Source organism: Streptosporangium sp. NPDC000239 (assembly GCF_040300765.1).
Taxonomy (GTDB): Bacteria; Actinomycetota; Actinomycetes; order Streptosporangiales; family Streptosporangiaceae; genus Streptosporangium.
The window spans coordinates 25328-51585 of record NZ_JBEPEI010000035.1; the positions used below are offsets into that span (position 1 = coordinate 25328).

A 26258-nucleotide genomic window follows, 5' to 3' on the forward strand; every position below is an offset into this window, starting at 1 on the left:
AGATCATCAGGTCGCTAGACTTAATCTCTCTTAAAGGGACAAACACCCAGGAGTGCCTATGCCCACGCCCGCCGGCCACGTCGCCGGTGCGCGTGCGCTTCCGGCGGTCGCCATCCACACCGCGCCGCTCGTCCTGCCGCTCTGCCGGCCTCCCGTGGAGGACGGCGCCGTCGTGGTCAGGGGAAACCGCGTGCTGCGAGCCGGACCGCGCGGAGAGATCGAGAGCGCCTTCCCCGGCGTCGCCCCCACCCGCTGGCCGGGCATGATCGTCCCCGGTCTGGTCGACGCCCATCTCAGACTCGACCGCGCCTACGGCCCCGCCTTCGCCCACGGCGTCACCGCGGTCGCCGGTGTCGCGAACGACCTGGACTCCGCCTCCGCCTTCGGCGCGACCGGCATGGCGGCATCACCTACCTGGAGACACACTGCCCGGACGAGGGCACCTGGGAGCGTGAGGGACGCGACCGGCTGATCACCGCCATCCGCGAGGTCGACCACCCGGGGACCGTCGGCATCGCCGCCCACTCCCCCGACCCGGTCGTCATGGAGGACCTGGCCATCCTGTCGCGGACGTTCGGCCTGCGCCTGCACATCGAGCTCGGCCGCCATCCGCTGATCTTCCTCGACGAGGTCGGGGCGCTGGGACCCGGCTGCCATGTCGCGATCTCCATGCCGCTCGACGAGGCCGACCGCAAACTCCTGCGGGTCAGGGGTACGGCGGTGGCCATCTCCTCCCCCTTCGCCGCCGAGGGGCTGCTCGGCGGCGACGAGGCGATCGCCTTCGGCACCAGGACCGGCGGCGACCCGCTGACCCTGGCCAGGGCGCTGCTGCGCGAGGCCCCCATGGCACGCCGGGAGGAGCTGGCCCGGATCCTCGTCGAGGCGGCGACCACGGGCGGGGCCAGGGCGCTCGGCATGGCCAACGGCCCGCACCGCATCGGCTGCCTCGACCAGGGGAGCCGCGCCGACTTCTCCGTCTTCGCGGTCGAGGCGAGCGCCCGCACGGCCTACACCGCCCTGCTCGGTCAGGGGGCGGGCCGCTGCGTGGCCACCTTCGTCGGCGGCCGTCCCCGCTGGCGTCTCACCGAGGGGACGGAAGGCGCGGAGACCACGAGACGTCTGGCCTGATCCCGGGTCCGGGGCATGCGCCCGCGTAGGCTTCCCGGTGTCAGGCTTCTCCTCCCCTACCGAGAGCGATCAACGTGCACCAGAACGGGAAGCGCTTCGACGACATGCTTGCGGAGAGCATCCGGTCCCTCTCCTCGCCGGAGAACCAGGGGGACCCGCTTCAGGGCAGTGGCCGGGCGGCGGACGGCCAGGTGGGCGTCCTGGTCGGCCCCGACGGGCGACTGGCCGCGCTGAACCTCAATCCGCGGGTCATGCGGATGGCCTCCGAGGACCTCGCGCGGGAGATCCTCACCGCGGTGAACGCGGCCCTCGACGACCTCCGCGCGAACATTCCCGGCCTGGACCCCGCGGCGATCCCGGACCCCGGAAGGCTCGCCGAGAGCCTTGAGGACGTTCACGCCGATGTGACGCGCCGCCTGGACGAGTTCGCCTCGGGGATCGAGTCCACCGTACGGCGCCTGGAGGAGCGATGACCGCGGACCACGGAGTGGACGTCTCGCACGCGGACCTCCGGAGTACGGGCACGGGGCTCTCCGGCACCGGCACGAGCCAGTTGGAGGAGGTCCGGGCCCTGCGCGCCTACCTTGAGGGAGAGGGCGACCCCTGGGGGGAGGACATGATGGGCAGCATGGTCGGTGCGGCCTATCACGCGGTGACCCGGCACGCGCTGGAGGTCTACGAGTCGCTGGCGGAGCGTCACGTGACGACGGGCGACGGCGCCGAGTTCATGGCCGTGAGCTACCGCTCGGCGGAGCAGCGGAGCGAGGAGGAGGTCGACCGGATCACGCGGGCCGTCTGAACGCCTCCTGAACGCCGCGGCCGCCAGCCCGGGAGGCGTCAGCGACGCAGGTCGGCGGGGGGCAGTATCACGCCGGCCGGCCCCGAGGGATTGATCGCGACACCGACGTCCACCGGCAGCAGCGCGACCAGGTCGCCGCCGCGGATCGGCTGCCAGCCCGTCGCGCCCTCCGGGAACTCGCCGGGCAGGTGGGTGTGGGCCGTGTAGGCGAACACCGCCCGGCCCTCACCCGTGTCGAACACCGGAACGCCTCCGTCGGGACCGGCGGCCACGATCACCTCGGCCTCCCTGAGCAGGGGGACGATCCTCTCCCCCGTCTCGTAGCCGGTCGCGCTGAGCTGGACGGCCGCGTCCAGGGGGTCGGACGGCTCGGGATAGCCGAGCGCCACCGGAGAGGGCCGGTAGTTCGGGTTGTGGCGGAACTCCCCGGTGATCTCACCCCGCTCGTCGGCCCGCCACGCGCCGACGACACCGTACGGCGGCACCTCGCCGCCGGGATCGAAGAAGGGGTCGATCGCGTACAGCCACGTCCCGGGACTGCGCCGCGCCTGGGCCCTCAGCTCGTCGGTGAGCGGCGGGGGCGGCGGGACATCGTTCACTCAAATCCTCCTGATCATGCCTGAGAGTAGCCGGGATAGGGATCGAAGTGGGGATTGGGGATGAAGTTCTCCGGCGTCTTCGGCACCCCTTCCGGCCAGGCGCCGGAGACGTAGCGCCGGTGCACGCCGCCGGGAAAGGCGATCTCCTGCTCGTGGTGCAGGCGGGCGCTGCCCGTGGAGAAGGTGCGGTTGGCGTCGATCCCGCCGGGGGCGTCCACCTCGTAGGTGTAACGGCGGGGCAGGACGTTGTCGATGTCCCGGCGCGTGCTGGTCCCCACGAAGGCGGAGTCGGCCCCTCTGTGCACGTAGTCGTCCAGGTCGGTCATGGACGGGTCCCGGGGGTGGAATCCCTGCTCGAACACCTCCTCCGGTGACCTGTTGTCGGCCCGGTAGAGCGGCTCGCGATCCCTGCGCCATATCGGATAGGGGGTGATCTTCTTGACGTCGACGCTCTTGTCCGCGGCGGCCTCCAGGTAGTTGTCCGGGCCGCGCGGAGGCGTGGGCGGACGCTGCGGGCGCTTCGGCGGCAGGGGCGGCACGGCCCCTGCCCGCTCGGCCGGCTTCCGCAGGAGCGTGGAGGCCCGTTTGAAGAGGCGGAGCGCGCTCCGTTCAAGCAGCTCGACCACTTTACGGATGATCTGCCGTACGGCCAGGCGGGCGCCGCCCACGAGGGCGGGCACGGCCGTCAGGGAGACCCCGGCCGTGGGCCCCGAGGCCGCGGCGAGCCGGTACAGGTTCTGCGCGAGCCGTACGGCGACGGCGATCAGCGACACCTTCGTGGCGAGCACGGCCATGGCGGAGATCTGCTGGGCGGAGCCGATGAGCATGGCGGCGGCGATCGCGTCGCCGGACCGGTCCGAGGTGTCCCGCCAGTCCTGGTCGAACGCCTCGATGTCGTCGCCGTCGTTGCGGAACGTGGTCCGGGCGACGTACGCGTCGGCGGCCGAGGAGTTACGGCTCGTCGTCGTCGCGAACGCGATCCACCGCTGTCCGGACGCGTAGAGCCTGTCCTCGTCGGCCACCGGCCAGGACCCGACAAGGTTGAGGACGGCGGCGAGTTCGGGCGGCGGTTGCAGTGCCACGGTGATCTACGAACCCGGCGACCGGCACACGTCGCTGACATGCCGCATGAGATCGGCCTCCTCGCCGAACGCCTTTTCTCGACTCCCACCGATCCGGCGACGGCGGTTCCTGGCCGCGGGACGGACGATTTCCTTGATCCTATCCGGTGACGACACCGGACCACGGCCTCAGGCCGGACGGCTCTCCACCAGGCTCAGCAGCTCCCTGAGCTGCTCCTGCTGCTCAGGGGTGAGGACCGAGAACAACTCCTCCGCCGCCTGCCTGCGCGCCTCGCGGACCTGCTCGTGACGGACCCTGCCCTCCGGTGTGAGCGTCAGGAGAGTCGATCTGCGGTTGGCCGGATCGACCTCGCGCCGCACCAGGCCCATCTCCTCAAGCGCGTCCACGACCGGGGTCACCGAGCGCGGCACGATCTTGAGTGTGTCGGCGAGCTGCACCATCCTGAGCGGCGGCTCGGCCTCGGCGATCACCCACAGCGCCCGCACCTGTCCCGGTGTCAGGCCCAGCGGGCCGAACCGCGCGCCGTACCCCCGGCGCAGCCGACGGCCGACTCCTCGCAGCAGCTCGGCCAGTTCCGTCTCCACCCCATGAACTTATCTCATTGTCCCCGATGGTGAATATGAGCTAACCTCTGTTTGAGTCAACATCAGAAAGAGGTTGCATGCCCGAACGAACCAAAGACCCCCTTTCCACCGAAGAACCCGACATGGCCGACGAACCCCGCGCGCCGCTGCGGCGCATCGTCACCCTGTTCCGCCCCTACCGGGGCCGCCTGGCCGTGGTCGGCGCCCTCATCGCCCTGTCCTCGGTCGTCTCGCTCGCCTCGCCGTTCATGCTGCGCGAGGTGCTCGACGACGCCATCCCCAACCACAGGACCGGTCTGCTGGTGCTGCTGGTGCTCGGCATGATCACGGTCGCCGTCGCCACCAGCGTCCTCGACGTCGTACAGACCCTGATGTCGAACACCGTCGGCCAGCGCGTCATGCACGACCTGCGCACCGGCGTCTACGCGCACCTGCAGCGCATGTCCCTGGCCTTCTTCACCAGGACCCGCACCGGCGAGGTGCAGTCGCGCATCGCCAACGACATCGGCGGCATGCAGTCGGTGGTCACCTCGACCACCGCCTCGATCGTCTCCAACCTGACCACCGTGATCGCGACGATCATCGCCATGGTCGCGCTCGACTGGCGGCTGACCCTCGTCTCGCTCCTGCTGATGCCGGTCTTCGTGTGGATCAGCCGCAAGGTCGGCCGGGAGCGCAGGAAGATCTCCTCGGAGCGGCAGCGCAAACTGGCCGCCCTCTCCTCGATGGTCCAGGAGTCGCTGTCGGTCAGCGGCATCCTGCTCGGCCGCACGATGGGCCAGTCCCCCGAGCTGACCGGCCGGTTCACCACCGCCTCCGACGAACTGGCCACCCTGGGGGTCCGCTCCAGCATGGCCGGGCGCTGGCGGCAGTCGACCATCCAGATCGTCCTGTCGGCGATGCCCGCGGTGATCTACCTGGCCGCCGGGCTGGCCTCGACGGTCTCCATCGGCACGGTCGTCGCCTTCACCACCCTGCAGATGAGCCTGTTCCGGCCCGCCGTTTCACTGCTGCGGCTCGGCGTGGACGTGCAGAGCTCCCTGGCGCTGTTCGGCCGTGTCTTCGAGTATCTCGACCTGCCCGTGGACATCACCCCCGGGACCGGGACGCTGAAGGACGTGCGCGGCGAGGTGCGCTTCGAGCACGTGGACTTCTCCTACGCCGCCCCCGGCTCCGGCGCCGAGGTCACCCCGACGTTGTCGGACGTGGACATCACCGTACCCGCGGGCACGACCCTGGCCGTGGTCGGCGAGACCGGCTCGGGCAAGACGACGCTGAGCTACCTGCCGCCCCGGCTGTACGACGTGACCGGCGGCAGGGTGACCGTGGACGGCGTGGACGTGCGGGAACTGAGCTTCGAGACGCTGGCCGAGGTCGTCGGCGTGGTCTCCCAGGAGACCTACCTCTTCCACTCCTCGATCGCCGACAACCTCCGCTTCGCCAAGCCGTCGGCGACCGACGAGGAACTGGCCGAGGCGGCGCGCGCCGCCCGCATCCACGACCACATCATGTCACTGCCCGACGGCTACGAGACGGTCGTCGGCGAGCGCGGCCACCGCTTCTCCGGGGGCGAGAAGCAGCGCCTGGCCATCGCCCGCACGCTGCTGCGCGACCCGCCCGTGCTGATCCTCGACGAGGCGACCAGCGCCCTGGACACCCGCACCGAGCGCGCCGTCCAGGAGGCCCTGGACGCCCTGTCGCGGGGCCGTACGACGATCACCATCGCCCACCGCCTTTCGACCGTCCGCGACGCGGACCAGATCGTGGTCCTCGACCACGGACGCGTCGCCGAGCGGGGCACCCACGAGGAACTGCTGGCCGCCGGCGGCCACTACGCCGCCCTCGTACGGCGTGACGCCGCCCTGACGCCCGCCTGATCGGCCTCATCGGCCTGATCGGAAAACGCTCTCCGAGCCCGTTTATCCCGGTCATCGCGGGTAGCCCTGTCTCCTGCGCAACCCATGATCGGTGAGGAGGGGCGGACATGACCGTCGAGAGCCTGTGGACCTACCGTGCCGGTGTCTTCGAGGACGAGAGCCTGAGTGTGATCGGCTTCGACGTCGAGGCCGTCGACGGGGTGATCGGCACCGTCGACGAGGAGAGCAACGTGGCCGGGGACAGCTTCGTGGTCGTGGACGTCGGCTTCTGGAGCTTCGGCAGGAGGGTCCTGCTGCCCGCCGCCGCCGTCACCCGGATCGACCCGCACGCCCGCAGCGTCCACCTCGCCCTCACCAAGGAGGAGATCGAGGGGGCGCCGGAGTTCGACGAGAACACCTACCGGGCGCCCGCGTACCGCACCCGTCTCGACGACCACTACGGCCGCCTGCCCGCCGCCTGAACCGCCACGAGAGGGCCGTCCCAACCAGGACGGCCCGTCTTCGTTCCAAGCGGGGAAGTCCTAGTACTCCAGTGACACTTCGAGATCTTGAGGGGTCGGGGTCACATGGCTCGGGGTCATGGCCCTCTCGCCCGCGATTGACCCGGCGGCTCACCTGCTCAATGCCCTGAACGGCGTCATGCTCCGCCAGCAGCCGCCGCCACGGCCCCGGGGCGTCCAGCAGGAGGGGTGCGCCGGAGTCACCGGGGCGCCGGGCGGCGACTCGTACAGGACGCCGTCCGCCGGTCTGACGCTCACCCGCCTGTCCTCGGACACCTCCTCCAGCAGCTCGGCCCGCCCCTCCACGCGGACCACCAGGTGCCGCAGGCAGGCGCGCCACCAGGGGTCGGGCCACACCCCGGCGAGGAGTCCGGCAGGCACCGGCAGCCCGTTCAGCATCCATGACTCCACGGTGGCGCGGCACTCCTTTTCGTGCCCGTCCAGGTGCTCAAAGCGCCGCGAACTGCTCACCGACCGGGCCGGACCGCACGGCCCTGGGCACGGACGCCAGCAGCTGGCCGCCGGTCTTCCTGCAGCGCAGGGTCATCCCGTCCAGCGCCTGGCTCGTGGCCGCGGACGGCGCGGACTCACGTGAGGGGAATCGTCATGGCGACGACCATGTCGGCGGGCACCGACAATCGTCCCGGTCTCTAACCCCGGAGAGTGCTTGATCACGGTTTGGTGTCGCGCGACCGAATGATCTTGACGTGGGAGCACCCATGAGACGTTATTAGAACATATTTTCCCATCCCGGCAGGAGGCTCTCGTGTCCCCATCCCTGGTTCGCCGATTAGCCGCTTACTGCGGGGCCGCCGGTCTGATCACCGGCCTGCTCACCGTCACGGCCCCCGCCGCCTCGGCGGCCGGCACCATCACCGACCTCGGGGTCACCGACTCCTACACCGCCGACCTGGCCGTCGGCGGCGGCCGGGTGTTCGTTCCGGTCGGCGACCGCATCATCGTGGCCGGCACTGACGGAAACCTCACCGGCGGTGTCGTCACCGGCCTGCCCGGCGTCCAAGAGCTGGCCGTGAACGCGGACGGCACCCACCTGTACGCGGCTCTCACCGGCTCGAACGAGGTCGCCGAGATCGACACCGCGAGCCTCGCCGTCACCCGCCGGATCGACCTGTCGGCCCACCCCTGCCCGTCCACCCTGGCGTTGCTGGGCGAGCGGTTGTGGGTGGGGCACGGATGCGACAACGGCCCCGGCGGCGTCGTCGGCCTGGATCTCAGCGCGAGCGCCCCGGCGCCCGTGGCGGTCGGGGGCGAGCACCTGCGGCCTCCCGTGCTCGCGGCCGCCGGCGACACGCTCGTGGTCGGCCAGACCGCCCTGCACCACGCCGACATGCTGGTCTACGACCTCGGCGACGGCGCCCCCACGCTGCGCGGCACGATCGACGGCGAGGAGTGGCGCATCGACTCCCTGCGCGACCTCACCCTGAGCTCCGACGGCGGCACCCTGTTCAGCGCGGCCGACACCCCCGGTCACTTCACCAGGTACGACACCAGGACCCTGGCGGCGACCGGCACCTACGGCGACGGCTGGGACGGGTACCCGTCCGCCGTGGCGCTCGGCTCGGACGGCGCGTACGTCGCGGCCGGACGCCAGTGGGGCAGCACCGACCTCACCCTCTACGACGCGGCGACGGGCGCGGAGCTGTTCGCTGCCGACCAGCCGGACGCCGAACTGCTCCCGGACGGCGTCGCGTTCTCCGGCACGGACGTCTTCGCACTGCTGCGCAGCTCCACGGACCGGCTGCTGCTGTGGCGGGTGACGGGCGTCGCGCTACCGGCCACCAAGCTCACGGTGACGGCCCCCGCGGACGCGTACGCCGGCTCGCCGATCACCGTCGAGGGGCGGCTCACCCGCGCCGACGGCGAGGCGCTCGGGCTCAAGCCGCTCACGGTGATCCAGTACCTGCCCGGCTGGACGAAACTGCCGATCACCGGCGTGACGACGCGGCAGGACGGCACGTTCACCTTCCAGGACACGCCCGTCTTCGAGCTGCCGCCGTACATCGGCGAGGTGATCTACTGGGTGTTCTGGGACGGCGACGACGGCCACCGCCGCAGCAGCGCCTCCGTCACCGTGACGGTCAAGCGTGAAGCCACGCTCACCCTGACAGGGCCGCAGTCCGGCGTCGCCGGCACGGCCGTGGACCTGAGCGGCGTCCTGGCGGCGGGTGACAGGCCGCCCTCTCCGGGGTCCACGCTCACCGTGCAGCGCACCCTGTACGCCAAGGGCACCAGCGGTAAGACCGTCAAGCTTCCGCCGGTGAGGGTGAACGCCGACGGCACGTACACGTTCACCGACACGCCCGCCAACGCCGGCAGGTACAGCTACCTCGCGAGCTATGCGGGGGACGGCGGGACCGGACCGGCCCAGGCCACCCATCAGATCATCGTCAAGTGACCCGACGACCGGTGCCCGGCCGCCGGGCCGGACACCTCGGCCGGGATCCGGCGGGACTCACCAGGCCCTGACGGTTCCGGTAGCCCATGACTAATACCCCAGTGACAGTTCACGATCTTGTGGGACCGGGTCACATGGCAACGGCCACCGCGTGATCATTCGGAGTTTGTGAAGACAACCAAAGATCGTGCGGTGGCCTCACGCCACAGCGTAGGCCCTGACGACTGGATGGCCATCTTCAACGAGCCGATGACCCGAATCGCCAGCCACTTCGGCCGCGTCGAACCACGCCGCGCCGCCACTACCAGCGCAAATCCGAGCAATGATCGCGAAGTGTCACTGGAGTACTAGGCGGGGAAGTCGAACTCGCCGTCCTTGACGCCGCCGATGAACGCCTCCCACTCACCCCGCGAGTAGACGATCACCTCACCATCGGGCCGATGACTGTGCCGCACGGCCACCCGCCCGCTCCCATCCAGCAACGGCCCCGCCTCGACGCAGCTTCCGCCCATGTTGTCGCTCTTCGTGCTGATGTGCCAGGCCACCCGGGCCAGGTCCTCAGAGCTGGACATGCCCTACCTTCCACTCGCCTACCGCGACAAATCTTCCGCTGTCGCGATGATGAATTCAACTGACTCCTTGGGGCTGAGCGTGAGCTTCAGCGTCTCCTCGTACATCCGCACAAAGCTCTCACTATCCGGCGATTCTACGTAGATAGCTCCCTTCGGCGTTTCGGCATAGCCGACCCCAGGAAACCCCTCTCCCAGGGTGAAAATCCGGAACGCGCCCGTAGAGCAGGAATGCGCTCCCGCACTGAGCGGCAGGACGCGAATCTCCACATTCGGCCTGGCTGCCTGGTCGGCGAGATGGCAGAGCTGTTCCGCCTGGCATTCCCTGCCGCCGACTTCGCGGCGCAGCACCGACTCGTCGATGATCGACATGAAACGCGGCGGGTTGTCTCCGTCGAGAATCTTCTGACGCCCCATACGAAAATCGATCCAGCGGTCGATCTGCGTCTCGGCCGCGCCGCGCTCGACCGTCGAGATCACCACCCGTGCATACCGCGAAGTCTGGAACAGACCGGGCAGGATCATACTGTCGAAGCCTCGGATCTCCAGTGACCGGGACTCCAGCCAGACGAAGTCTACGAACGCCCCGGTCACCTCTCCGGCGTAGCCGTCCCACCAGCCCTTCTTCCAGACCTCCTGGCTGAGCCTGATGAACTCCTCACGACGCCTGGGGTCGGCGACGCCGTACAGGTCGAGGAGGGCGAGCAGGTCGGGGCGGCGGATGGGGTAGCCGCCCGTCTCGAAACGACTGACGGTCGCGGGGTCGCGCTGCAGGTATTCGGCGGCGTCCTTGAGAATCAGGCCATTGGCCTCACGTAGCTCCCGCAGTTGCTGACCGAGCCATTGGGAACGCAACGTGACCCATTTCGCGGCAGCCATAACCCACCTTTCCGGGCATATCCACGCAACACAAGGGGCTTTCCAAACAAAGATGCTGGACAACTTGTCGAGCGATCCCCGTGCGTGTAACTATACACACGGTAATGACAAGGTCACGCTGAATACATCACCGGGAAGCTCTCCGTCAGTCGAACGGACTCACGGCAGAGCGAAGAAAAGGGAAAGGCCGGGACGGGCTCTGCTTGAAGGGCAGCCCGTCCCGGCCTCCGACGTCGAAAGGAAGCGCTCCGTGATGGAGCACTCCACTGGTTCCGACCCCTCGATTGTCCCCCACTCCCCCGCCGGGGACGTCGGTTTCGGAGTACGCGCGTTCGCACTGGTCCAGGAGATCGACGAAGGAGCGACCGAGGTGATCGCCTACGGTCTCCAACTGCCGTGCGGTACGGCGGCCACCGTCGGCGTCGTGCAGGGTTACGGCAGGTGGCGAAGCGCCGACAGCGCCGCCAGGCGCCTGGGCCCCGACCTCGTCTGGCTGACCTGAGCCGTCAGTCCGCCGACAGGGCGCTCTCCTGGGGGCCGTCGTAGGACAGGCGGCGGTACCACTCGTTGTTCAGGCCGAGCGCCAGCATGTCGTCGGGCAGGGACAGGAGCATGGTCAGCGACCCGCCCCGCTTGACCTCGGAGTCGTGCGCGCGCATGGCCGCCAGCTTGCGTTCGGCCCACGGCCCGACGTCGAGGCGGGTGGTGATCTCCTCGTCGGGAACGCCCGGCAACGTCTGGCCCGGTTCGGGGGGCGTGCCGAACACCGCCTGCCACTGCGCGATCACGACGGAGCGCGGGAGGGTCGCCAGGTAGAGGGCGCGGGGCCGCCACGGCGTACCCGCGTCCCGGTAGAGCTGGTCGTACCCCGCCGCCTCGACCGCGGCCACGGTCACCCGGTGCGCGTGGACGTGCTCGGGGTGACCGTAGGCGCCGTATCCGTCGTAGGTGATCACGATGTCGGGCCTGAACTCCCTGATGTGCTCGACGACCCGCCCCACGGCCTCGTCGAACGGCGCCTGGCGGAAGCGCGGGGTGCCGTTCGCCAGGCCCGTGTAGCCCAGCAGCCTCGGCTTTCCCGCACCGAGGATCTCCAGGGAGCGTTCGAGCTCCTCGACCCTCTGGGGCGCGTCCGCCCCGGTGCACGTGACGACGGCGGTCGTGGCGCCCTCGTCGGCGTATCTCGCCAGGGTCCCCCCGGTCCAGATCGCCTCGTCGTCCGGATGCGCGTGCACGCACAACAACCTGAGCCCCACCGTGTATCCCCCCACTGTGAACGATCAGTAGCCGCTCATCGTAACGGGAGCTTTCGGACCAGAGGGTTATAACGGATATTTCACTGCGGGGGCGCGTAGAAGGCGGTGGTACGGCTCTCGGCCGCCCGCGCCTCGGCCTCGTCGGTGCCCGCCGCGACGCTCGCCTCGCGCCACCCCTGGCTGCTGAGCTCGATGAACCGCCTGCCCTCCTCGGAGAGCGTCCACGCCACACCCTCCCCCGGGTCGACGGCCTGCCCGGACGACAGGTGCAGGGCCAGGCCGACGAACGCCAGGTCCCAGCCGACACCGACCGCCCCGGGACCGAACTCGGCCCAGCGCTCGTCGTCGACGTGCGCGATGTGCTCCAGGGTGAAGCGCGTCCGGCCGTCGGACTCGGCGTCGAGACTGACCTCGATCCAGCTCATCCCCCCGCCGAACTCCCAGGTCGCGGTGAAGCCGTTGGGCGGGTCACACGTCTCGATCACGCCGCCCGCGTTGCCTTCGAGCTGGTAGCGGCCCTTCAGCCGCAGGTCGCCCGAGACGGGCATGAACCACCGGGGGATGCGCTCGGGGTTGGTGCAGGCGTCCCAGACGTCCTCGACGGAGGCGTCGTAGGTCTGGCTGATGACGGTGACCCGGGCCTCGCCCTCGTCGAGCACCCGGGTGCCGACGCGACGCCGTACGGCGTTGATCTGGTGGGTCGTCTCGATCATGAACTGCTCCTGTCGTCGGGAGCCGGGGACTCCGGCTCCGCCGGGTTCGCGGGAGGCTCCTGTCCGGCCAGGCGCCGCTCGCGCCTGCCCCGGGCCAGCTCGGTGGCCAGGGCGTCCAGGCGCGGAGCCCAGAAGGCGCGGAAACGGCCGAGCCAGGCGTCCAGGTCCCGCAGGGGTTCGTGCCGCACGGTGTAGAAGCGGCGGGTCCCCTCGGGACGCACGTCCGCGAAGCCGCTGTCCCGCAGCACCCTGAGGTGCTGGGAGACGGCGGGCTGTGAGATCTCGAACTCCCGCTGGATGACCGCGCACACCGCACCCGAGGTCATCTCGCCGTCGGCGAGCAGCTCCAGGATCCTGCGGCGCACCGGATCGCCCAGCACATCGAACGCGTGCACGAGAAAAAAATATCGACAGTCGCTTATATAAGTCAACTTCGATATATACGACCGGTCGGCCTGACGAGACGGACGATCGCGGGCATCGGGAACAGCAGCAGATAGAGGTTGGGGATCCACCAGGCGAGGGAGAAGTCCCCGCGCAGCGTCCAGAAGGCGACGGCCATGAGCCCCGAGGCCGAGGTCAGGACCAGGGAGACGAGCATCAGCCGTTCCGCCTCGGGCGCCCCCCGGCGCAGCAGGTGGAGGCTGAGCAGGCCGGTCGCGCTCGCGAGTAAGTCGATCCAGAGGAACGACCAGTTCCAGGAGACCATCAGCGGCTCGGTGTAGTCGGCGAAGGCCCAGGCGGCCGGGACGAGCCCCAGACCCGTGACCGAGAAGTAGACCAGGAAGCCCACGTCGGTGAGCAACATCAGCCTCTTGGTCACGGCGAAACCCTTACCGGCCACTGTCGACCACCCTGTCGATCATCTCCATGAGGTGTCCGCGGACCCGCTCGTGCAGCCCCGCCTCGGGTACGGCCAGGCCGAGCAGCCGGGCCGCCCACCAGCCGTCGACGGCCAGGCGCACGAGGGTGGCGACGGCGGGATCGACCCCGTCCTCGACGAGCCTGCGCTGCCAGGCCGCGTAGCGCTCGCGCAGCGGCGCCAGGCCCGCCGGATCGACGAGCACCCCGGCGAGCAGGGCGGCGGTGACCCGGTCGGCGGGCAGGCCCCCGGCGGGCTCCGGAGCCTCGGGGATCGTCGCGGTGACGTAGGCGCGCAGGGCGTCGCCGGGGCGTTCTCCCGCGCCGGCCAGCGCCGCGTCGAAGGCGCCGACCAGGCGCTCGACCATCCCGGCGACCAGGGCCTGTTTGGTGGGGAAGTGGTAGAACAGCCCGCCCTTGGAGACCCCGGCGCGGCGTGCGACGGCCTCCAGGGTCAGCGACTCGGCCCCCTCGGTGAGCAACACCTCGGCTGCGGCGTCGAGCAGCCGTTCCTTCGAACTCGGTCGTGGCATGCCCGAACTGTACCGGCCGACCGGTACAGTTTCCAGGGCGGGGTTTCGCCTCACAAAACGGGTAGGGCGGGAGTATGAGTGAGATGCCTCCGGACCGTGAAGGTCTGAGCGACGAGCAGGCCAACGAGGTCGAGGAGTGGACCGACGACCTCGGCTTCGAGCACGAGATCGCCCCGGACGACCCCGAGCACCGCGACACCCTCGACGAGCGGCTCTGGCGTGAGGCGCCCGACCGTCAGCACGTCCCGCGCCCGGAGGACCGCCTCGTGGCGCCGGACGAGGGGATCGGTCCCGACGAGACCTCGGAGGAGTACGCGACCGACGTCGGCCCCGACAGCGGCGACCTGTCGGCCGAGGAACGCGCGATCCACATCGAGCCGGACTGACCCGGCCCAGACCCGGGGAAAAGGAGCCCGGACTCAGGAGAGGGCTTCGACCAGCTCGGGGAAGCCGTCGACCACGTGGTCGGCCAGGACCGCCTCGGGGCTCAGCGCGTGCAGGTGGCCCCACGGACCCCGGCGGATCAGCGCCGTGCGCATGCCCGCCGTACGGGCGGGCAGGACGTCGTTGTCGAGCCGGTCGCCCACGTAGAGGATCTCCTCCGGCTCACGGCCGCAGACCTCCCCCACCCTGGCGAAGAACGCCGGCTCCGGCTTGGCCACCCCCCAGCCGTCGGAGGTGTGGATGGAGTCGACCGGAAGGTCCATCGCGACCAGCGCGTCGTAGGCCTGCGGCGGCTGGTTGCCCGCGACGACCAGCTCGTAGCCGAGGTCGCGCAACGCGGCCAGGCCGGGCCGTACGTCCGGGTAGAGGTCGTCGGCGTCGAAGTTGACCCGCAGCCCGTCCGGGTCGTCCCGCCGCCAGGCCTCCTGCTCCTTCTCAAGGTCGAAGCCGGGCCTCAGGAGCTGGAAGGCGTCCTCGAAGGACCTGCCGAGCGCGGCCATCCCGCCCAGCACGCCGAGCATGGTGAAGCGGGTGACGCCCAGCCGGTCGGCCCAGCGCGACCAGATCCGCGTCTCGTCGATGAGGGTCTCCCCCACGTCGAACACCACCGCCTTGACCACGGCCCTCCCCCTTCGATCGGCCCCGATCCTACTTTCCGTCCCGGGAACGGGCCCCGGCGCCCCGCCCGCCGTACGCCCGCCCCGGATCAGGACTCGCCGGTCAGCGGTGGCAGGGGTACTGCATCAGCCGGCTGCCCTCGACCTCCAGGCCGTTGTAGAAGTCCAGGGACCCGCACTTGGCGGTCTTCTTGTTCCTGAGGAAGAAGGCGGGCTGGCCCTCGTAGAAGGGCGGCATCCCGGCCGTGACGGACTCGGTCAGCCAGCTCTGCACCGGTGCCGTGGGCACACAGGTGTACAGCTCCAGGGGCAGCCCGTCCGCCTGCTCGTTCCCGCTGACGTCGAGGCACTTCTTGGTCTTGGAGTTCTTGTACATGACGTAGGGGACCGGGCCGTCGGGGCGCTTCACGGTCTCCCAGAGCTGCTCCTTGGGCCGGTCGGGCTTGCAATCGTTCTGCACGATCCTGGTCCCGTCGGCGGAGGCGCCGTTGTGCACGGTCATGCACTTGAAGCTGTAGGTGCTGAGCAGCCGGCCCTGGCTCTTGGTCCAGAAGCGGAAGTCGGGGCCGTAGGTGGCCGCCTGCGCCGAGACCTCGGCGGCGACCGGGGCCTCGGAGGTGGGAACGGAGGTGACCTTGAGCCCGGTGCCGGCGGCGAGGCCGTTGCCGCAACGGTTCTTGATCTCCCAGTCGGTCAGCGGCCTGCTGCGCAGCACCCAGAGGTTGTCCTTGTTCGGGTTCGGGGCGTAGATGACCTGGTCCTTGGCCTTCTCGGCGAAGCCACGGCCGTCGTCGTAGTCGGCCTTGATGTTCACGACCAGCTTGCGCACCGCGTCCCTGCTCTCGATCCAGCCGACGGACCAGCCGGGGATGCGCACGCTGACGGCCCAGCCCCGGCTCTGGGACCAGCTCCAGGTCCAGCCGAGCTTGGCGCCGACCTGCCCCTCAAGGTCACCGAACTTGCGCTTGCCGCCGATGTCGAGGCCGAAGGAGAAAGAGGTCGAGGTGGTGCTTGAGGCGTTGACGGTCGTACTTCCCCCGCTGGAGTTGCAGGCGAGAGCCACCTGGCCCACGACCTTGGGAGCGGCGTACGTCTCCGTGCCGGAGATCACATCGACCCGGCAGTCGGGCACCCAGTACAGGTAGTCGCCCTGCATCGCGGGTCTCGCGTTGGCGCAGTCCTCGGCGATCCGCGCCGGCGGGCGGTCCGCCAGGGCGGGCGTGGCGGAGACCACGACGGCGGAGACCACGGCCGCCGACATGACAAGCATGATCGCTAAGACCTTACGCACAATCGGTTTCACAATGCTCCTCAGGAAAAATAGCCAGACAATCCGGCCTTTCGGGGAGCAATGTAGAGCGCAAAGCGAGTACGACTCATGAAGCGATCATGAATGCACCACGAAACAAAGAAGATCAATCAGCTGCTCACAGCTTCTCCATCGCCTTGCGGATGCGCTTGTCGGAGATCGAGTACGGCGTGCCGAGGGTCTGGGCGAAGTAGCTGACCCTCAGCTCCTGAATCATCCACCGGATCTGCCGGACGTCGTCACCGGTACGGCGGGCGGGGGGAAGCTTCTCCACCAGCTCGTGGTACTCGTCCTCGATGTCGTGGACCCGGTGCATGCGCTCCTCGTCGCGGAAACGGTCGTCCGGCATCTTCTCCAGGCGGCGCTGGGCCCCCCTGAGATAACGCAGCAGGTCGGGCAGGCGCCGGTAGCCGGTCTCGGTGACGAACCCGTCGTGGACGAGGTCGTCCACCTGGTCGCGGATGTCCTCCACGGCCGGAGTCGAGGCTCCCTGGGGCAGCAGGGTGACGACCGTGTGCCAGACGGACAGGATGTCCCTGACCCGGTCGACCACCTCGGCCGTGGTGTCGAACAGCTCGGCGCGGACCTTGTCGTGCAGGGCGGTGAAGGCGGGGCCGTCCCAGACGGGCCCGCCGGACCTCGTCATCAGCTCGTCGACGGCGCAGGCGACGCAGTCGTCGAACAGCGCGACGGCGCCCGCGTGCGGGCTGCGGCTGAGTGCGAGCTTCGCCTGGTTGTCCAGACGGCCGAGCACCCATTTGACCGGGGACGGGGTGTTGAGCAGCAGCAGCCTGCGGGTGCCCTCCCACATGGCCCTGCGCTGCTCGACCTCGGTCTCGAACATCCGCACGGCCACGGTCGCGCCCTCGTCGGCCAGCGCGGGGTAGGCCTTCATCCTGCGCTGCTCGAACGTCTTGGGCAGCTCCCCCACACTCCAGGCGGTCAGGCCCGAACGTTCCAGGCCGTCGGCCGCCTTCGAGAGGGTCTGACGGAGCTTGGGGGCGAGCCGCCGTTTCAGCTCGGCCAGGTCCTTGCTCTCGGCCAGCTTGTGCTTGCGGCCGTCGATCACCCGGAAGGTGATCTTCAGGTGCTCCGGGACCAGGTCGGGCTGCCAGGCCTCCCTGGGCACCTGGATCCCGGTCAGGTTGAGCAGTTCCCGCTCCAGCACCGCCAGCAGCGGCTCCTGGGTCGGCCTGGCCCGCTGGAGCACCTGCTTGGCGTAGTTGGGGGCGGGCACGAAGTTGCGGCGGATGTGCTTCGGCAGGCTGCGGATCAGCGCGGTGAGCAGCTCCTCGCGCAGGCCGGGGATCTGCCAGTCGAAGCCCTCGACGTTGACCTGGTTGAGCAGCGAGAGCGGGATGTGCGCGGTGACGCCGTCGGCGTCGGTCCCGGGCTCGAACTGGTAGGTCAGCGGGAAGCGCAGGCCGCCCTGGCGCCACACGTCGGGGTAGTCGCGCTGGCTGACCTCGCCCGCCGCCTCGCTGATCAGCATCGACTTCTCGAAGCTCAGCAGGTCGGGCTGGTCGCCCCTGGTCTTCTTCCACCAGACGTCGAAGTGGCGTCCGGAGACGACGTCGGCGGGGACGCGCTGGTCGTAGAAGTCGAACAGCGTCTCGTCGTCCACGAGGATGTCGCGGCGCCGGGCCCGCTCCTCAAGCTCCTCGACCTCCTCAAGGAGTTTGCGGTTCTCCTTGAAGAAGGCGTGGTGGGTCTCCCAGTCGCCCTCGACCAGGGCGTGCCTGATGAACAGCTCCCGGCTCAGCTCCGGGTCGATGCGGCCGTAGTTGACCTTGCGCTGCACCACGATCGGCACGCCGTACAGGGTGACCTTCTCGTAGGCCATCACCGCGCCCTGGTTCTTCTCCCAGTGCGGCTCGGAGTAGGTGCGCTTGATCAGGTGCGGGGCGAGCGGTTCGACCCACTCCGGCTCGATCTTGGCGTTGACCCTGGCCCAGAGTCTGGAGGTCTCGACCAGCTCTGCCGACATCACCCACAGCGGCTGCTTCTTGGCCAGCGCCGAGCCGGGGAAGATCGCGAAGCGGGCGTTACGCGCGCCGACATACTCGGTGATGGGCCTGCGAGGACCGTCGTTGGTGGTCTTCCTGTCGATGTCCTTGACGCCGACGTGGGACAGCAGGCCGGACAGCAGCGAGATGTGGATCTTCTGCTCGTCGCCGGGGACGTCGTTCTGCGTGACGCCGAGCGACCTCGACATCTGGCGGAGCTGGCTGTAGACGTCCTGCCACTCGCGCACGCGCAGGTAGTTCAGGAAGTCGCTCTTGCACAACCGCCGGAAGGCGCTCGACGACAGCTCCCGCTGCTGTTCCTGCAGGTGGTTCCACAGGTTCAGGTAGGAGATGAAGTCCGACTCCTTGTCGGCGAAGCGGCGGTGCTTCTCGTCGGCCGCCTGCTGCTTGTCCGCGGGCCGTTCCCTGGGGTCCTGGATGGACAGCGCGGCGGCGATGACCATGACCTCGCGGACACAGCCGTTGCGGTCGGCCTCGATCACCATGCGTGCCAGGCGGGGATCGACCGGCAGACCGGCGAGCTTGCGGCCCAGCGGGGTCATCTGCCTGGCCTGGTCGAAGGCGCCGAGTTCGAGCAGCAGGTCGTAGCCGTCCTTGACCTGGCGCTGGTCCGGCGGCTCGACGAACGGGAAGGCCGCGATGTCGCCCAGGCCGATGGAGGTCATCTGCAGGATGACGGAGGCGAGGTTGGTGCGCAGGATCTCCGGGTCGGTGAACTCCGGCCTGGTGAGGAAGTCGTCCTCCTCGTAGAGCCGGATGCACACGCCCTCCGAGACACGGCCGCAACGTCCCTTGCGCTGGTTGGCCGAGGCCTGGGAGATCGCCTCGATCGGCAGGCGCTGCACCTTGGTGCGGTGGCTGTAGCGGGAGATGCGGGCGAAGCCGGGGTCGACGACGTACTTGATGCCCGGCACGGTCAGCGAGGTCTCGGCCACGTTGGTCGCCAGCACGATCCGGCGCCCTGAGTGCCGCTGGAACACCCGGTGCTGCTCGGCCGCCGACAGTCTGGCGTACAGCGGCAGCACCTCGGCGTCCTTGCGTTTGGACAGCGCGTCGGCGGTGTCGCGGATCTCACGCTCTCCGCTCAGGAAGACCAGGATGTCGCCGGGGCCCTCGGCGCACAGCTCGTCCACCGCGTTGCCGATGGCCTGGATCTGGTCGTCGTCCTCGCCGAGAGGGCGGTAACGGACCTCGACGGGGTAGGTGCGTCCGGAGACCTCGATGATGGGCGCGCCGCCGAAGTGCCTGGAGAAGCGCTCGGGGTCGATGGTCGCGGAGGTGATGACGACCTTGAGGTCGGGGCGCCTGGGCAGCAGCTGCTTGAGATAGCCCAGGATGAAGTCGATGTTGAGGCTGCGCTCGTGGGCCTCGTCGATGATCAGCGTGTCGTACTGGGCGAGGTCGCGGTCGGTCTGCAGCTCGGCCAGCAGGATGCCGTCGGTCATCACCTTGACGAGGGTGTCCTCGCCGACCTGGTCGGTGAAGCGCACCTTGTAGCCGACGGCCTCACCGAGCTGCGTCTCCAGCTCCTCCGCGACGCGCTCGGCCACGGTCCTGGCGGCGATCCTGCGGGGCTGGGTGTGCCCGATGAGACCCCGGACGCCCCGGCCGAGCTCAAGGCAGATCTTCGGCAGCTGGGTCGTCTTGCCGGAACCCGTCTCACCGGCCACGATCACGACCTGGTTGTCGCGGATCGCCGCCAGGATGTCGTCCCTGCGCTGGCTGACCGGAAGCGCCTCGGGGTAGGTGACCACGGGCACCGCGGCGCGGCGGTCGGCGACCCGGCGTTCCGCCCGCTCGATGTCGGAGGTGATCTCCGCGGCGATCTTCTGCTGCGCCGCGCGGTTCCTGACCCGGCGCGCGCCGTCGAGCCTGCGCCGTAGCCGTCGCTGGTCACGCAGCGTGAGCTCGGGCAGGCGTGCCTGGAGTTCGGCGAGTGGAGATGTCAACGGAGGCGTTCCCATACTGCGACCAGAATACGTTCGGCTCGTGGGTCACGGGCCAACGGCCCATCGTGCCCCAGGCCGCCTCCCGCCGCACTCCAATATCGCGCCCGCTCCCGCCGCGGTACGGCCTCAGCCCCGTCCGGCCGGGCCGCGCCGCCGCAGCAGCGCCAGCGCCCCCGCGCCCACGAGCACCGCGGCCACGCCCGTCTCCCAGCCCGGGGTGAACCCGGGCTCGCGGTGCCGGGGGACCGTCTGCCAGCCCTCGGCCGCCCGTGCCGCCCCCCTGGCCAGGGCCAGGCCGCCCACGGCGCGGTGGGCGTACCCGTCGACGACGTAGAACTCGCCGTAGAGGGTGCCGCCGTCGCCCCGGCAGTCCACCTCGACGGTGTGCGGGCCGCTCTGGGCGCCGTAGTCGACCTGCGCCCAGCCGACGGCGACGCCCGAGTCGTCCTCCTCCAGCTCGGGCTCGTTCTGGAAGGCGTCCGAGCGGGCGTAGGCGGGCCCTTGACAGTCGTACGCCGTGATCCTGAGGTCCGCCCCCGGTCCGGATCGGTAGGGCGACAGCCGTACCTCCTCGCCGCCCACCCCGTCCGCGACGGCCGTCCCCGCCGCTCCGGCGACAGCGAGGGCGGCCACCCCGGCGACCACCGCCCAGCGAGCCAGCACGCCAGTCGACTGCAACACGTCTCCCCCAGCAGGTGCGATCTTGCCAACTCTCGCTACCTACCCAGGTCAGAGGGCGTGTCCGTCAAAGGAAGATCCAAATCTTCGCGGCCTTTCCGGCATATGACACAAGGGCCTTACGGCAAAGCCGCGGCCATGGCGGCCCCCACGATGCCCGCCTCGTTCTGCAGGGTCGCGGGAACGACGCGGGTTTTCACCTTGACCAGCGGCAGGAACTTGTCGGCCTTCTTGCTGACCCCGCCTCCGATCACGATGAGCGAGGGCGAGAACAGCGCCTCGACGTGGCGCAGGTACTCCTCGACCCGTCCCGCCCACTTGCTCCAGCTCAGCTCGTCCTCCTCCCTGGCGTGGTCGGAGGCCCGCTTCTCCGCCTCCTTGCCCCTGATCTCCAGATGCCCGAGTTCGGTGTTCGGCACCAGGTGGCCGTCGACGAACAACGCGCTGCCGATTCCGGTGCCGAAGGTCAGCATCAGCACCACGCCGCCCTCTCCCCTGGCGGCGCCGACCGCCACCTCGGCCACGCCCGCCGCGTCGGCGTCGTTGAGCACCACCGTCGGCAGGCCCGTCATCCCGGCGAACAGCGCCCGCGCGTCCGTGCCGATCCACTCGTGGTCCACGTTCGCGGCGGTGCGCGCGACGCCGTCGGTCACGACCCCGGGAAAGGTGACCCCCACCTGCCCGGTCCAGCCGAAGTGCGCGACGATCTCCGCGACCACCTCGGCGACCGCCTTCGGCTTGGACGGGATCGGGGTCGGTATCCGCAACCGCTCCTGGGTCAGCTCGCCCCTGGCGACGTCCACCGGGGCACCCTTGATGCCCGACCCACCGATGTCGATTCCCAGCGTCTCCATGACGACCTCCTCCTGTCCCGGGCTCCTGCCCCCGGCATGTCCCTGATACTCGCTTGCAGCGGGCGGTCAACCCGTCTGAAAGCGACCCGGCGCAGACTACGGGCACCACCGCAGGAAAGGATCATCCCGATGACGATCGTCAGGACCGTCGCCGGTCTCGCCGCCGCCGCCCTCACCGCCACCGCTCTTCTCGCCGCTCCCGCCGCCGCGAGCGCCGCCTCCCAGAAGGCCTCCTCCCCGTGGGGCCCCTACGACTCCGCCGGGCACCGGGCCCGGGCCGCAGGCTCCCTGACGGTCTCCGGTGAGGACCACGCGGACATCCCGGCCGCGGCCACGGCCCGTGTCTCCGGCAAGGTCCACGACCTGACCAGGGGCTCCTCCTGCGGCTGGGTGATCTTCCGCGTCACCTACCGGACCTCGGGCGGGAACCTGCCCTTCAAGCAGCACGGCGTCCGCAACTGCTCCTACGGCACGCCCAAGTCCTTCACGTTCACCGGCAGGAACGTCTACGAGATCGAGGCCAAGGTCTGCTCCGAGGCCAAGGCCGCCAAGCCCTCGCTCAACTGCGTCAGCGGCGGCACCTGGAAGGTCGTCTACCTGTCGAAGTGAGCGGCTCTCAGCGCTCGGTCACCTGTCCCCCGGCGACGTGCAGATGCCGGGTGGTGTGCACGGCGCCGAGCATCCGGCGGTCGTGGGTGACCAGCAGGAGCGTGCCGGGGTAGGAGGCGAGCGCGGACTCAAGCTGTTCGATCGCCGCCAGGTCGAGGTGGTTGGTCGGCTCGTCGAGGACGAGCAGGTTCACCCCTCTGGCCTGCAGCAACGCGAGCGCGGCCCTGGTGCGCTCCCCCGGTGACAGGGTCGCGCCCGTGCGCAGCACGTGGGCCGCGCGCAGGCCGAACTTGGCCAGAAGCGTGCGCACGTCCGCCGGGGTCATCCCGTCTGCCGCGGCCGCGAAGGCCTCCGCCAGGGGCTCCTCCCCCAGGAACAGGCCACGCGCCTGGTCGATCTCGCCGACGACCACGCCGGGGCCGAGCGAGGCGTCGCCCTCCTCCAGCGGGATCCGCCCGAGGAGGGCGGCCAGCAGCGTGGACTTGCCCGAGCCGTTGGCCCCGGTGATCGCCACCCGCTCGGCCCAGCCGACCTGCAGGTCGACCGGCCCCAGGGTGAAGGAGCCGCGCCGGGCCACCGCGCCCCGCAGCGTCGCCACGACCGCTCCCGCGCGGGGCGCGACCGCGATCTGCATCCGCAGTTCCCACTCCTTGCGCGGCTCCTCGACCTCGTCGAGCCGCTCGATCATCCGCTCCGTCTGCCTGGCCTTGGCCGCCTGCTTCTCGGTCGCCTCGGTACGGAAGTTCCGGCCGACCTTGTCGTTGTCCTGGGCCTTGCGCCGCGCGTTCTTGACGCCCTTCTCCATCCAGGCGCGCTGCATCCCGGCCCGCTGCCTGAGCGCGGTGAGCGTGTTCGCGTACTCCTCGTACTCGTCACGGGCGTGCTGCCTGTCGAGTTCGCGTTCGGCGAGGTAGGCCTCGTAGCCGCCGCCGTAGGAGCGGATCCGCCGCTGGGGCAGGTCGATCTCGACGACCCGGTTCACGGTCCTGGCGAGGAACTCGCGGTCATGGCTGACCAGGACCGTGCCCGAGCGCAGCCCGGTCACGAAGCGTTCGAGCCGTTCGAGACCGTCCAGGTCGAGGTCGTTGGTCGGCTCGTCCAGCAGGAAGACGTCGTAGCGGCTGAGCAGCAGCGAGGCCATTCCCGCCCTGGCCGCCTGGCCGCCGGACAGCGCCGTCATCGGCCGGTCGGGCCCGGCTTCGAGACCGACCTCGGCGACGATCTCCTCCGCGCGCTCCTCCAGGTCGGCCCCGCCGAGGGTGAGCCACCGCTCCAGGCTCACGGCGTAGTCGTCGTCTGCTCCGGGGCGTCCCTCGACCAGTCCCTGGGTCGCCGCGTCCAGCGCGCGCTGCGCCTGGGCGACCCCGGTGCGTCTGGCCAGGAAGTCCGCGATCGTCTCGCCCTGTCTGCGCTCGCGCTCCTGCGGAAGGTAGCCGACCACGGCGGTGGGCGGGCTGAGCCGTACCGATCCGTGCTCGGGGGGCAGTGCCCCGGCCAGAATCCGCATCAACGTGGACTTGCCCGCGCCGTTCACCCCGACCAGACCGACCACGTCGCCGGGGGCGACGACCAGGTCGAGGCCGGAGAACAGCTCACGGTCGCCGTGCCCGGCGGCGAGTTCCTTGGCGACGATGGTGGCGCTCATGAGGGAAACGCTATCCGTGATCTCGCGTCGCTCCGCACTCCCTTACCACCAAACCACCCAAATAAGCATATTCCGGACAAAACGGACAAGATTTACTTCGAGGTCGAAGAAAGGAGAGACTTACCGATACCGCCCTGACCTGCGGGTTTACCGGCAAACGTTACTAGAAGGCAACTTTCTTCGGGCTTTTTTGAGATTTGTAGCAACTTTTGCACCCAGCTGCCTGTCTTATAGAGGTGGAAGCGATCGCCTCTGATCGTTTTCGGTAACGGGGAAAAGGAAAAAATCTTCATGAAACGAATCACCGTCGGTCTCCTGTCCGCGGCCCTGGGCGGCTCCCTCCTGCTGAGCGCGAGCCCGGCCTCCGCCCAGCGCGCGTCCCTCAGCGTGCACATCGACAGCGTGAACCCCAACCCCGTCGTGGTCACCGAGGACCGCGACACGAACGTCACGGTCGAGGTCCGCACGACGGAGGCGATCCGCGTCGAGCTCCGCCTCAGGCCGGCCGTCAACACCCTCGCCGCCCAGGAGGCGCCCGAGGCCAAGCTCTTCCACGACGGCGACCTGTGGCGCTTCAGCACGCGCTTCGACAGCGACGACTTCGAGGGCCGCTGGCTCGCCATCGCCGACGCCTACGACAGGGACGGCAAGAAGCTCACCGACCAGGTCAACTTCTCCGTCAAGCACGAGCAGGCCGCGAAGACCGAGACGCGCGTCGGCAGCTTCCGCGTCAGCCCCACCTCGGTCCGCAAGGGCCGCTCGGTCTACTTCACCGGCCGTCTTGAGGTTCGCAACCACCGCTACTGGGCGGGCGCGCGCGGCGAGGAGGTCGGCATCTACTTCCGTTCGCGCGGCTCCAGCGCCTGGAAGTGGGTCGCCTCGGCCGACACCGGCTGGCGTGGCCAGTTCCGCACCAAGGCCCGTGCCTCCCGTAGCGGCGAGTACCGCGCCGTCTTCGAGGGCACCGACAGGCTTGAGGACAGCTCCAGCCGTTCGGTCCGGGTCCGCGTCTGGGGCGGCGGCTGGCACCGCTGAGTCCCTGAGACGGCTCACCGAGGCCCTCGCGTGAAGCAACGGCCTCCGGCAAGGAGCGCGACGTCCGCCCCCTCGGGCGGGCTCGCGTGGCGCGGAAGCCCGGGTTTCCCCGGGCTTCCGCCCCTTTTTCACGCGCCGGTACGGCCGGCCCCCTGACACCCCCGCGGCCCCGCCGCGACGGCACTGCGACAGCACTGCGGCGGCATCGTGGTAGCGCTCCCACATCTCCCCAGGTACGGCGGACGCAAGTCCGGTAATGCTTGCTGCTGAAAATATTGCCTATGGCTACACATTGGGCATTACGCTCAGGCTAGAGATCTTCACGACTGTCCAGGCGGAGGGTGAACGTGGCCGACGAAGAGTGGACGCACCGCGGGATCGACGTCAACACTCCAAGCGTCGCCAGGCTGTACGACTACTACCTCGGCGGGAAGGACAACTTCCCCGCCGACCGCCTCGCCGCCGAGGAGATCCTCGCCTCCGTCCCCCAGGTCCGCACCGCCGCCAGGGAGAACCGCGCCTTCCTCGGCAGAGCCGTCAGGTTCCTCGCCCACGAGGGCGTCGAGCAGTTCCTCGACATCGGCACCGGGCTGCCGACGCAGGGCAACGTCCACGAGGTCGCGCAGGAGATCATCCCGGAGGCCCGTGTCGCCTACGTCGACCACGACCCGATCGTCCTGGCACACGCCAGGGCCCTCCTACGAGGGGCGAAGGGGGAGGTCACGGTCGTCTCCGGCGACCTGCGGCGGCCCGAGGAGATCCTCGGCGCCCCCGAGATCCACGACCACCTCGACTTCTCCAAGCCCGTGGCCCTGCTCCTGGTGGCCATCATGCACTTCATCACCGAGGCCGACGACCCCCGGCGCATCATCGCCACACTCAGGGACGCCCTGCCCTCGGGAAGCTACCTGGTCCTCTCCCACGGGACCCACGACCTTCGCCGGGAGGCCGCGAGGAAGGGCACGGAGGTCTACCGGCGGGCCAGCTCACCGCTCACCCTGCGGTCCAGGACGGACATCCGGCAACTGTTCGACGGGTTCGACCTGGTCAGGCCAGGACTCGTCTGGCTGCCGGAGTGGCGCCCCGACGACTTCCCGCTCTACGACGACCCGTCGGAGGCGCTGATCGTGTGCGGCGTGGGCCGCAAGCCCTGACGCCGATCCCGCGTCTCAGACCGGGGAGCCCGCGGCCGTGACCTGGGGCCCGAAGACGAATTCGGGGTCGATCTGCGCCGCGAGATCCTCCCCCGTGGCCCGGTTCGCCCAGGCCCGCGCGTTGCGCAGATGGAACTCCA

General features: G+C 69.8%; 29 protein-coding genes and 1 pseudogene. 12 read left to right on the forward strand and 18 right to left on the reverse strand.

Features of this window, described 5'->3' with window-relative positions; translation table 11 throughout:
- Positions 1–58: 58 nt before the first annotated feature.
- From ABT340_RS41505 to ABT340_RS41520, 4 genes are all read left to right on the forward strand, one after another.
- Complete coding sequence (locus ABT340_RS41505) at positions 59–472, forward strand: hypothetical protein (protein WP_352016447.1); 414 nt, start codon at positions 59–61, stop codon at positions 470–472.
- A gap of 71 nt (positions 473–543) precedes the next feature.
- Positions 544–1128: an amidohydrolase family protein gene (locus ABT340_RS41510; protein WP_352016448.1), complete on the forward strand. Its 585-nt coding sequence runs from the start codon at positions 544–546 to the stop codon at positions 1126–1128.
- A 74-nt stretch (positions 1129–1202) separates the two neighbouring features.
- Complete coding sequence (locus ABT340_RS41515) at positions 1203–1601, forward strand: YbaB/EbfC family nucleoid-associated protein (RefSeq protein ID WP_352016449.1); 399 nt, start codon at positions 1203–1205, stop codon at positions 1599–1601.
- Positions 1598–1927, forward strand: coding sequence for a hypothetical protein (locus ABT340_RS41520; RefSeq protein ID WP_352016450.1), 330 nt, complete (start codon positions 1598–1600; stop codon positions 1925–1927). Before ABT340_RS41515 ends, ABT340_RS41520 begins: the two co-directional genes overlap by 4 nt.
- A 38-nt stretch (positions 1928–1965) precedes the next feature.
- On the opposite strand, the gene ABT340_RS41525 is transcribed toward ABT340_RS41520, so the two are convergent.
- The 3 genes from ABT340_RS41525 to ABT340_RS41535 form a co-directional block, all read right to left on the reverse strand.
- Entirely contained in the window at positions 1966–2526 is a 561-nt protein-coding gene (locus tag ABT340_RS41525) for a type VII secretion system-associated protein (RefSeq protein ID WP_352016451.1), read from the reverse strand.
- Positions 2527–2540: 14 nt separating this feature from the next.
- On the reverse strand, positions 2541–3608 hold the full coding sequence (locus tag ABT340_RS41530; protein ID WP_352016452.1) for a scabin-related ADP-ribosyltransferase: 1068 nt from the start codon (positions 3606–3608) through the stop codon (positions 2541–2543).
- Positions 3609–3776: 168 nt separating this feature from the next.
- On the reverse strand, positions 3777–4193 hold the full coding sequence (locus ABT340_RS41535) for a MarR family winged helix-turn-helix transcriptional regulator (RefSeq protein WP_352016453.1): 417 nt from the start codon (positions 4191–4193) through the stop codon (positions 3777–3779).
- A 122-nt stretch (positions 4194–4315) separates the two neighbouring features.
- Here ABT340_RS41535 and ABT340_RS41540 point away from each other — a divergent pair, with 122 nt between their 5' ends.
- Together ABT340_RS41540 and ABT340_RS41545 are read left to right on the forward strand one after the other, a co-directional pair.
- Positions 4316–6070, forward strand: a complete 1755-nt coding sequence (locus ABT340_RS41540) for an ABC transporter ATP-binding protein (protein ID WP_352016454.1) — start codon at positions 4316–4318, stop codon at positions 6068–6070.
- 107 nt (positions 6071–6177) lie between these two features.
- On the forward strand, positions 6178–6531 hold the full coding sequence (locus ABT340_RS41545) for a PRC-barrel domain containing protein (protein WP_352016455.1): 354 nt from the start codon (positions 6178–6180) through the stop codon (positions 6529–6531).
- A gap of 150 nt (positions 6532–6681) precedes the next feature.
- Here ABT340_RS41545 and ABT340_RS41550 read toward each other — a convergent pair whose 3' ends face one another.
- Positions 6682–6981 carry a DUF4132 domain-containing protein gene (locus ABT340_RS41550; protein WP_352016456.1) on the reverse strand — a complete coding sequence of 100 codons (300 nt, stop codon included), beginning with the start codon at positions 6979–6981 and terminating at the stop codon, positions 6682–6684.
- 355 nt (positions 6982–7336) lie between these two features.
- Here ABT340_RS41550 and ABT340_RS41555 point away from each other — a divergent pair, with 355 nt between their 5' ends.
- Complete coding sequence (locus ABT340_RS41555; protein WP_352016457.1) at positions 7337–8986, forward strand: hypothetical protein; 1650 nt, start codon at positions 7337–7339, stop codon at positions 8984–8986.
- A gap of 347 nt (positions 8987–9333) precedes the next feature.
- On the opposite strand, the gene ABT340_RS41560 is transcribed toward ABT340_RS41555, so the two are convergent.
- Both ABT340_RS41560 and ABT340_RS41565 read right to left on the reverse strand, forming a co-directional pair.
- On the reverse strand, positions 9334–9558 hold the full coding sequence (locus ABT340_RS41560; RefSeq protein WP_352016458.1) for a DUF397 domain-containing protein: 225 nt from the start codon (positions 9556–9558) through the stop codon (positions 9334–9336).
- Positions 9559–9576: 18 nt separating this feature from the next.
- Positions 9577–10434: a helix-turn-helix domain-containing protein gene (locus tag ABT340_RS41565; protein ID WP_352016459.1), complete on the reverse strand. Its 858-nt coding sequence runs from the start codon at positions 10432–10434 to the stop codon at positions 9577–9579.
- 253 nt (positions 10435–10687) lie between these two features.
- Here ABT340_RS41565 and ABT340_RS41570 point away from each other — a divergent pair, with 253 nt between their 5' ends.
- Complete coding sequence (locus tag ABT340_RS41570; RefSeq protein WP_352016460.1) at positions 10688–10936, forward strand: hypothetical protein; 249 nt, start codon at positions 10688–10690, stop codon at positions 10934–10936.
- Between the two features lie 4 nt (positions 10937–10940).
- Here the strand turns inward: ABT340_RS41570 and ABT340_RS41575 are convergent, their stop codons facing one another.
- The 5 genes from ABT340_RS41575 to ABT340_RS41595 form a co-directional block, all read right to left on the reverse strand.
- Positions 10941–11669 carry a PIG-L family deacetylase gene (locus tag ABT340_RS41575; protein ID WP_352016461.1) on the reverse strand — a complete coding sequence of 243 codons (729 nt, stop codon included), beginning with the start codon at positions 11667–11669 and terminating at the stop codon, positions 10941–10943.
- A 101-nt stretch (positions 11670–11770) separates the two neighbouring features.
- Complete coding sequence (locus tag ABT340_RS41580) at positions 11771–12403, reverse strand: SRPBCC family protein (protein WP_352016462.1); 633 nt, start codon at positions 12401–12403, stop codon at positions 11771–11773.
- Positions 12400–12798 carry an ArsR/SmtB family transcription factor gene (locus ABT340_RS41585; RefSeq protein ID WP_352016463.1) on the reverse strand — a complete coding sequence of 133 codons (399 nt, stop codon included), beginning with the start codon at positions 12796–12798 and terminating at the stop codon, positions 12400–12402. The genes ABT340_RS41580 and ABT340_RS41585 overlap by 4 nt, the downstream gene beginning before the upstream one ends.
- A gap of 32 nt (positions 12799–12830) precedes the next feature.
- Complete coding sequence (locus ABT340_RS41590) at positions 12831–13226, reverse strand: DUF5360 family protein (RefSeq protein ID WP_352016464.1); 396 nt, start codon at positions 13224–13226, stop codon at positions 12831–12833.
- A 10-nt stretch (positions 13227–13236) separates the two neighbouring features.
- Positions 13237–13797 carry a TetR/AcrR family transcriptional regulator gene (locus ABT340_RS41595; RefSeq protein ID WP_352016465.1) on the reverse strand — a complete coding sequence of 187 codons (561 nt, stop codon included), beginning with the start codon at positions 13795–13797 and terminating at the stop codon, positions 13237–13239.
- Between the two features lie 74 nt (positions 13798–13871).
- On the opposite strand from ABT340_RS41595, the gene ABT340_RS41600 reads away from it, so the two are divergent.
- Entirely contained in the window at positions 13872–14183 is a 312-nt protein-coding gene (locus ABT340_RS41600; protein ID WP_352016466.1) for a DUF5709 domain-containing protein, read from the forward strand.
- A gap of 33 nt (positions 14184–14216) precedes the next feature.
- Here the strand turns inward: ABT340_RS41600 and ABT340_RS41605 are convergent, their stop codons facing one another.
- From ABT340_RS41605 to ppgK, 5 genes are all read right to left on the reverse strand, one after another.
- Positions 14217–14861: an HAD family hydrolase gene (locus ABT340_RS41605; protein WP_352016467.1), complete on the reverse strand. Its 645-nt coding sequence runs from the start codon at positions 14859–14861 to the stop codon at positions 14217–14219.
- A 100-nt stretch (positions 14862–14961) separates the two neighbouring features.
- On the reverse strand, positions 14962–16119 hold the full coding sequence (locus tag ABT340_RS41610; RefSeq protein WP_352016468.1) for an RICIN domain-containing protein: 1158 nt from the start codon (positions 16117–16119) through the stop codon (positions 14962–14964).
- Between the two features lie 166 nt (positions 16120–16285).
- On the reverse strand, positions 16286–20158 hold the full coding sequence (gene hrpA, locus ABT340_RS41615; RefSeq protein WP_352016469.1) for an ATP-dependent RNA helicase HrpA: 3873 nt from the start codon (positions 20156–20158) through the stop codon (positions 16286–16288).
- A gap of 111 nt (positions 20159–20269) precedes the next feature.
- On the reverse strand, positions 20270–20824 hold the full coding sequence (locus ABT340_RS41620; protein WP_352016470.1) for a hypothetical protein: 555 nt from the start codon (positions 20822–20824) through the stop codon (positions 20270–20272).
- A gap of 116 nt (positions 20825–20940) precedes the next feature.
- On the reverse strand, positions 20941–21675 hold the full coding sequence (gene ppgK / locus ABT340_RS41625) for a polyphosphate--glucose phosphotransferase (protein ID WP_352016471.1): 735 nt from the start codon (positions 21673–21675) through the stop codon (positions 20941–20943).
- A gap of 129 nt (positions 21676–21804) precedes the next feature.
- Here ppgK and ABT340_RS41630 point away from each other — a divergent pair, with 129 nt between their 5' ends.
- Positions 21805–22284, forward strand: coding sequence for a hypothetical protein (locus ABT340_RS41630; protein WP_352016472.1), 480 nt, complete (start codon positions 21805–21807; stop codon positions 22282–22284).
- Positions 22285–22291: 7 nt separating this feature from the next.
- Here the strand turns inward: ABT340_RS41630 and ABT340_RS41635 are convergent, their stop codons facing one another.
- Positions 22292–23929, reverse strand: coding sequence for an ABC-F family ATP-binding cassette domain-containing protein (locus ABT340_RS41635; protein WP_352016473.1), 1638 nt, complete (start codon positions 23927–23929; stop codon positions 22292–22294).
- Positions 23930–24220: 291 nt separating this feature from the next.
- Here ABT340_RS41635 and ABT340_RS41640 point away from each other — a divergent pair, with 291 nt between their 5' ends.
- Together ABT340_RS41640 and ABT340_RS41645 are read left to right on the forward strand one after the other, a co-directional pair.
- Positions 24221–24964 (forward strand): hypothetical protein, encoded by a 744-nt coding sequence (locus ABT340_RS41640; protein WP_352016474.1) that lies wholly within the window; start codon positions 24221–24223, stop codon positions 24962–24964.
- 347 nt (positions 24965–25311) lie between these two features.
- Positions 25312–26118, forward strand: coding sequence for an SAM-dependent methyltransferase (locus ABT340_RS41645; protein WP_352016475.1), 807 nt, complete (start codon positions 25312–25314; stop codon positions 26116–26118).
- Positions 26119–26133: 15 nt separating this feature from the next.
- Here ABT340_RS41645 and ABT340_RS41650 read toward each other — a convergent pair.
- Positions 26134–26258, reverse strand: a pseudogene (locus ABT340_RS41650) (ATP-binding protein); the annotation flags it as partial.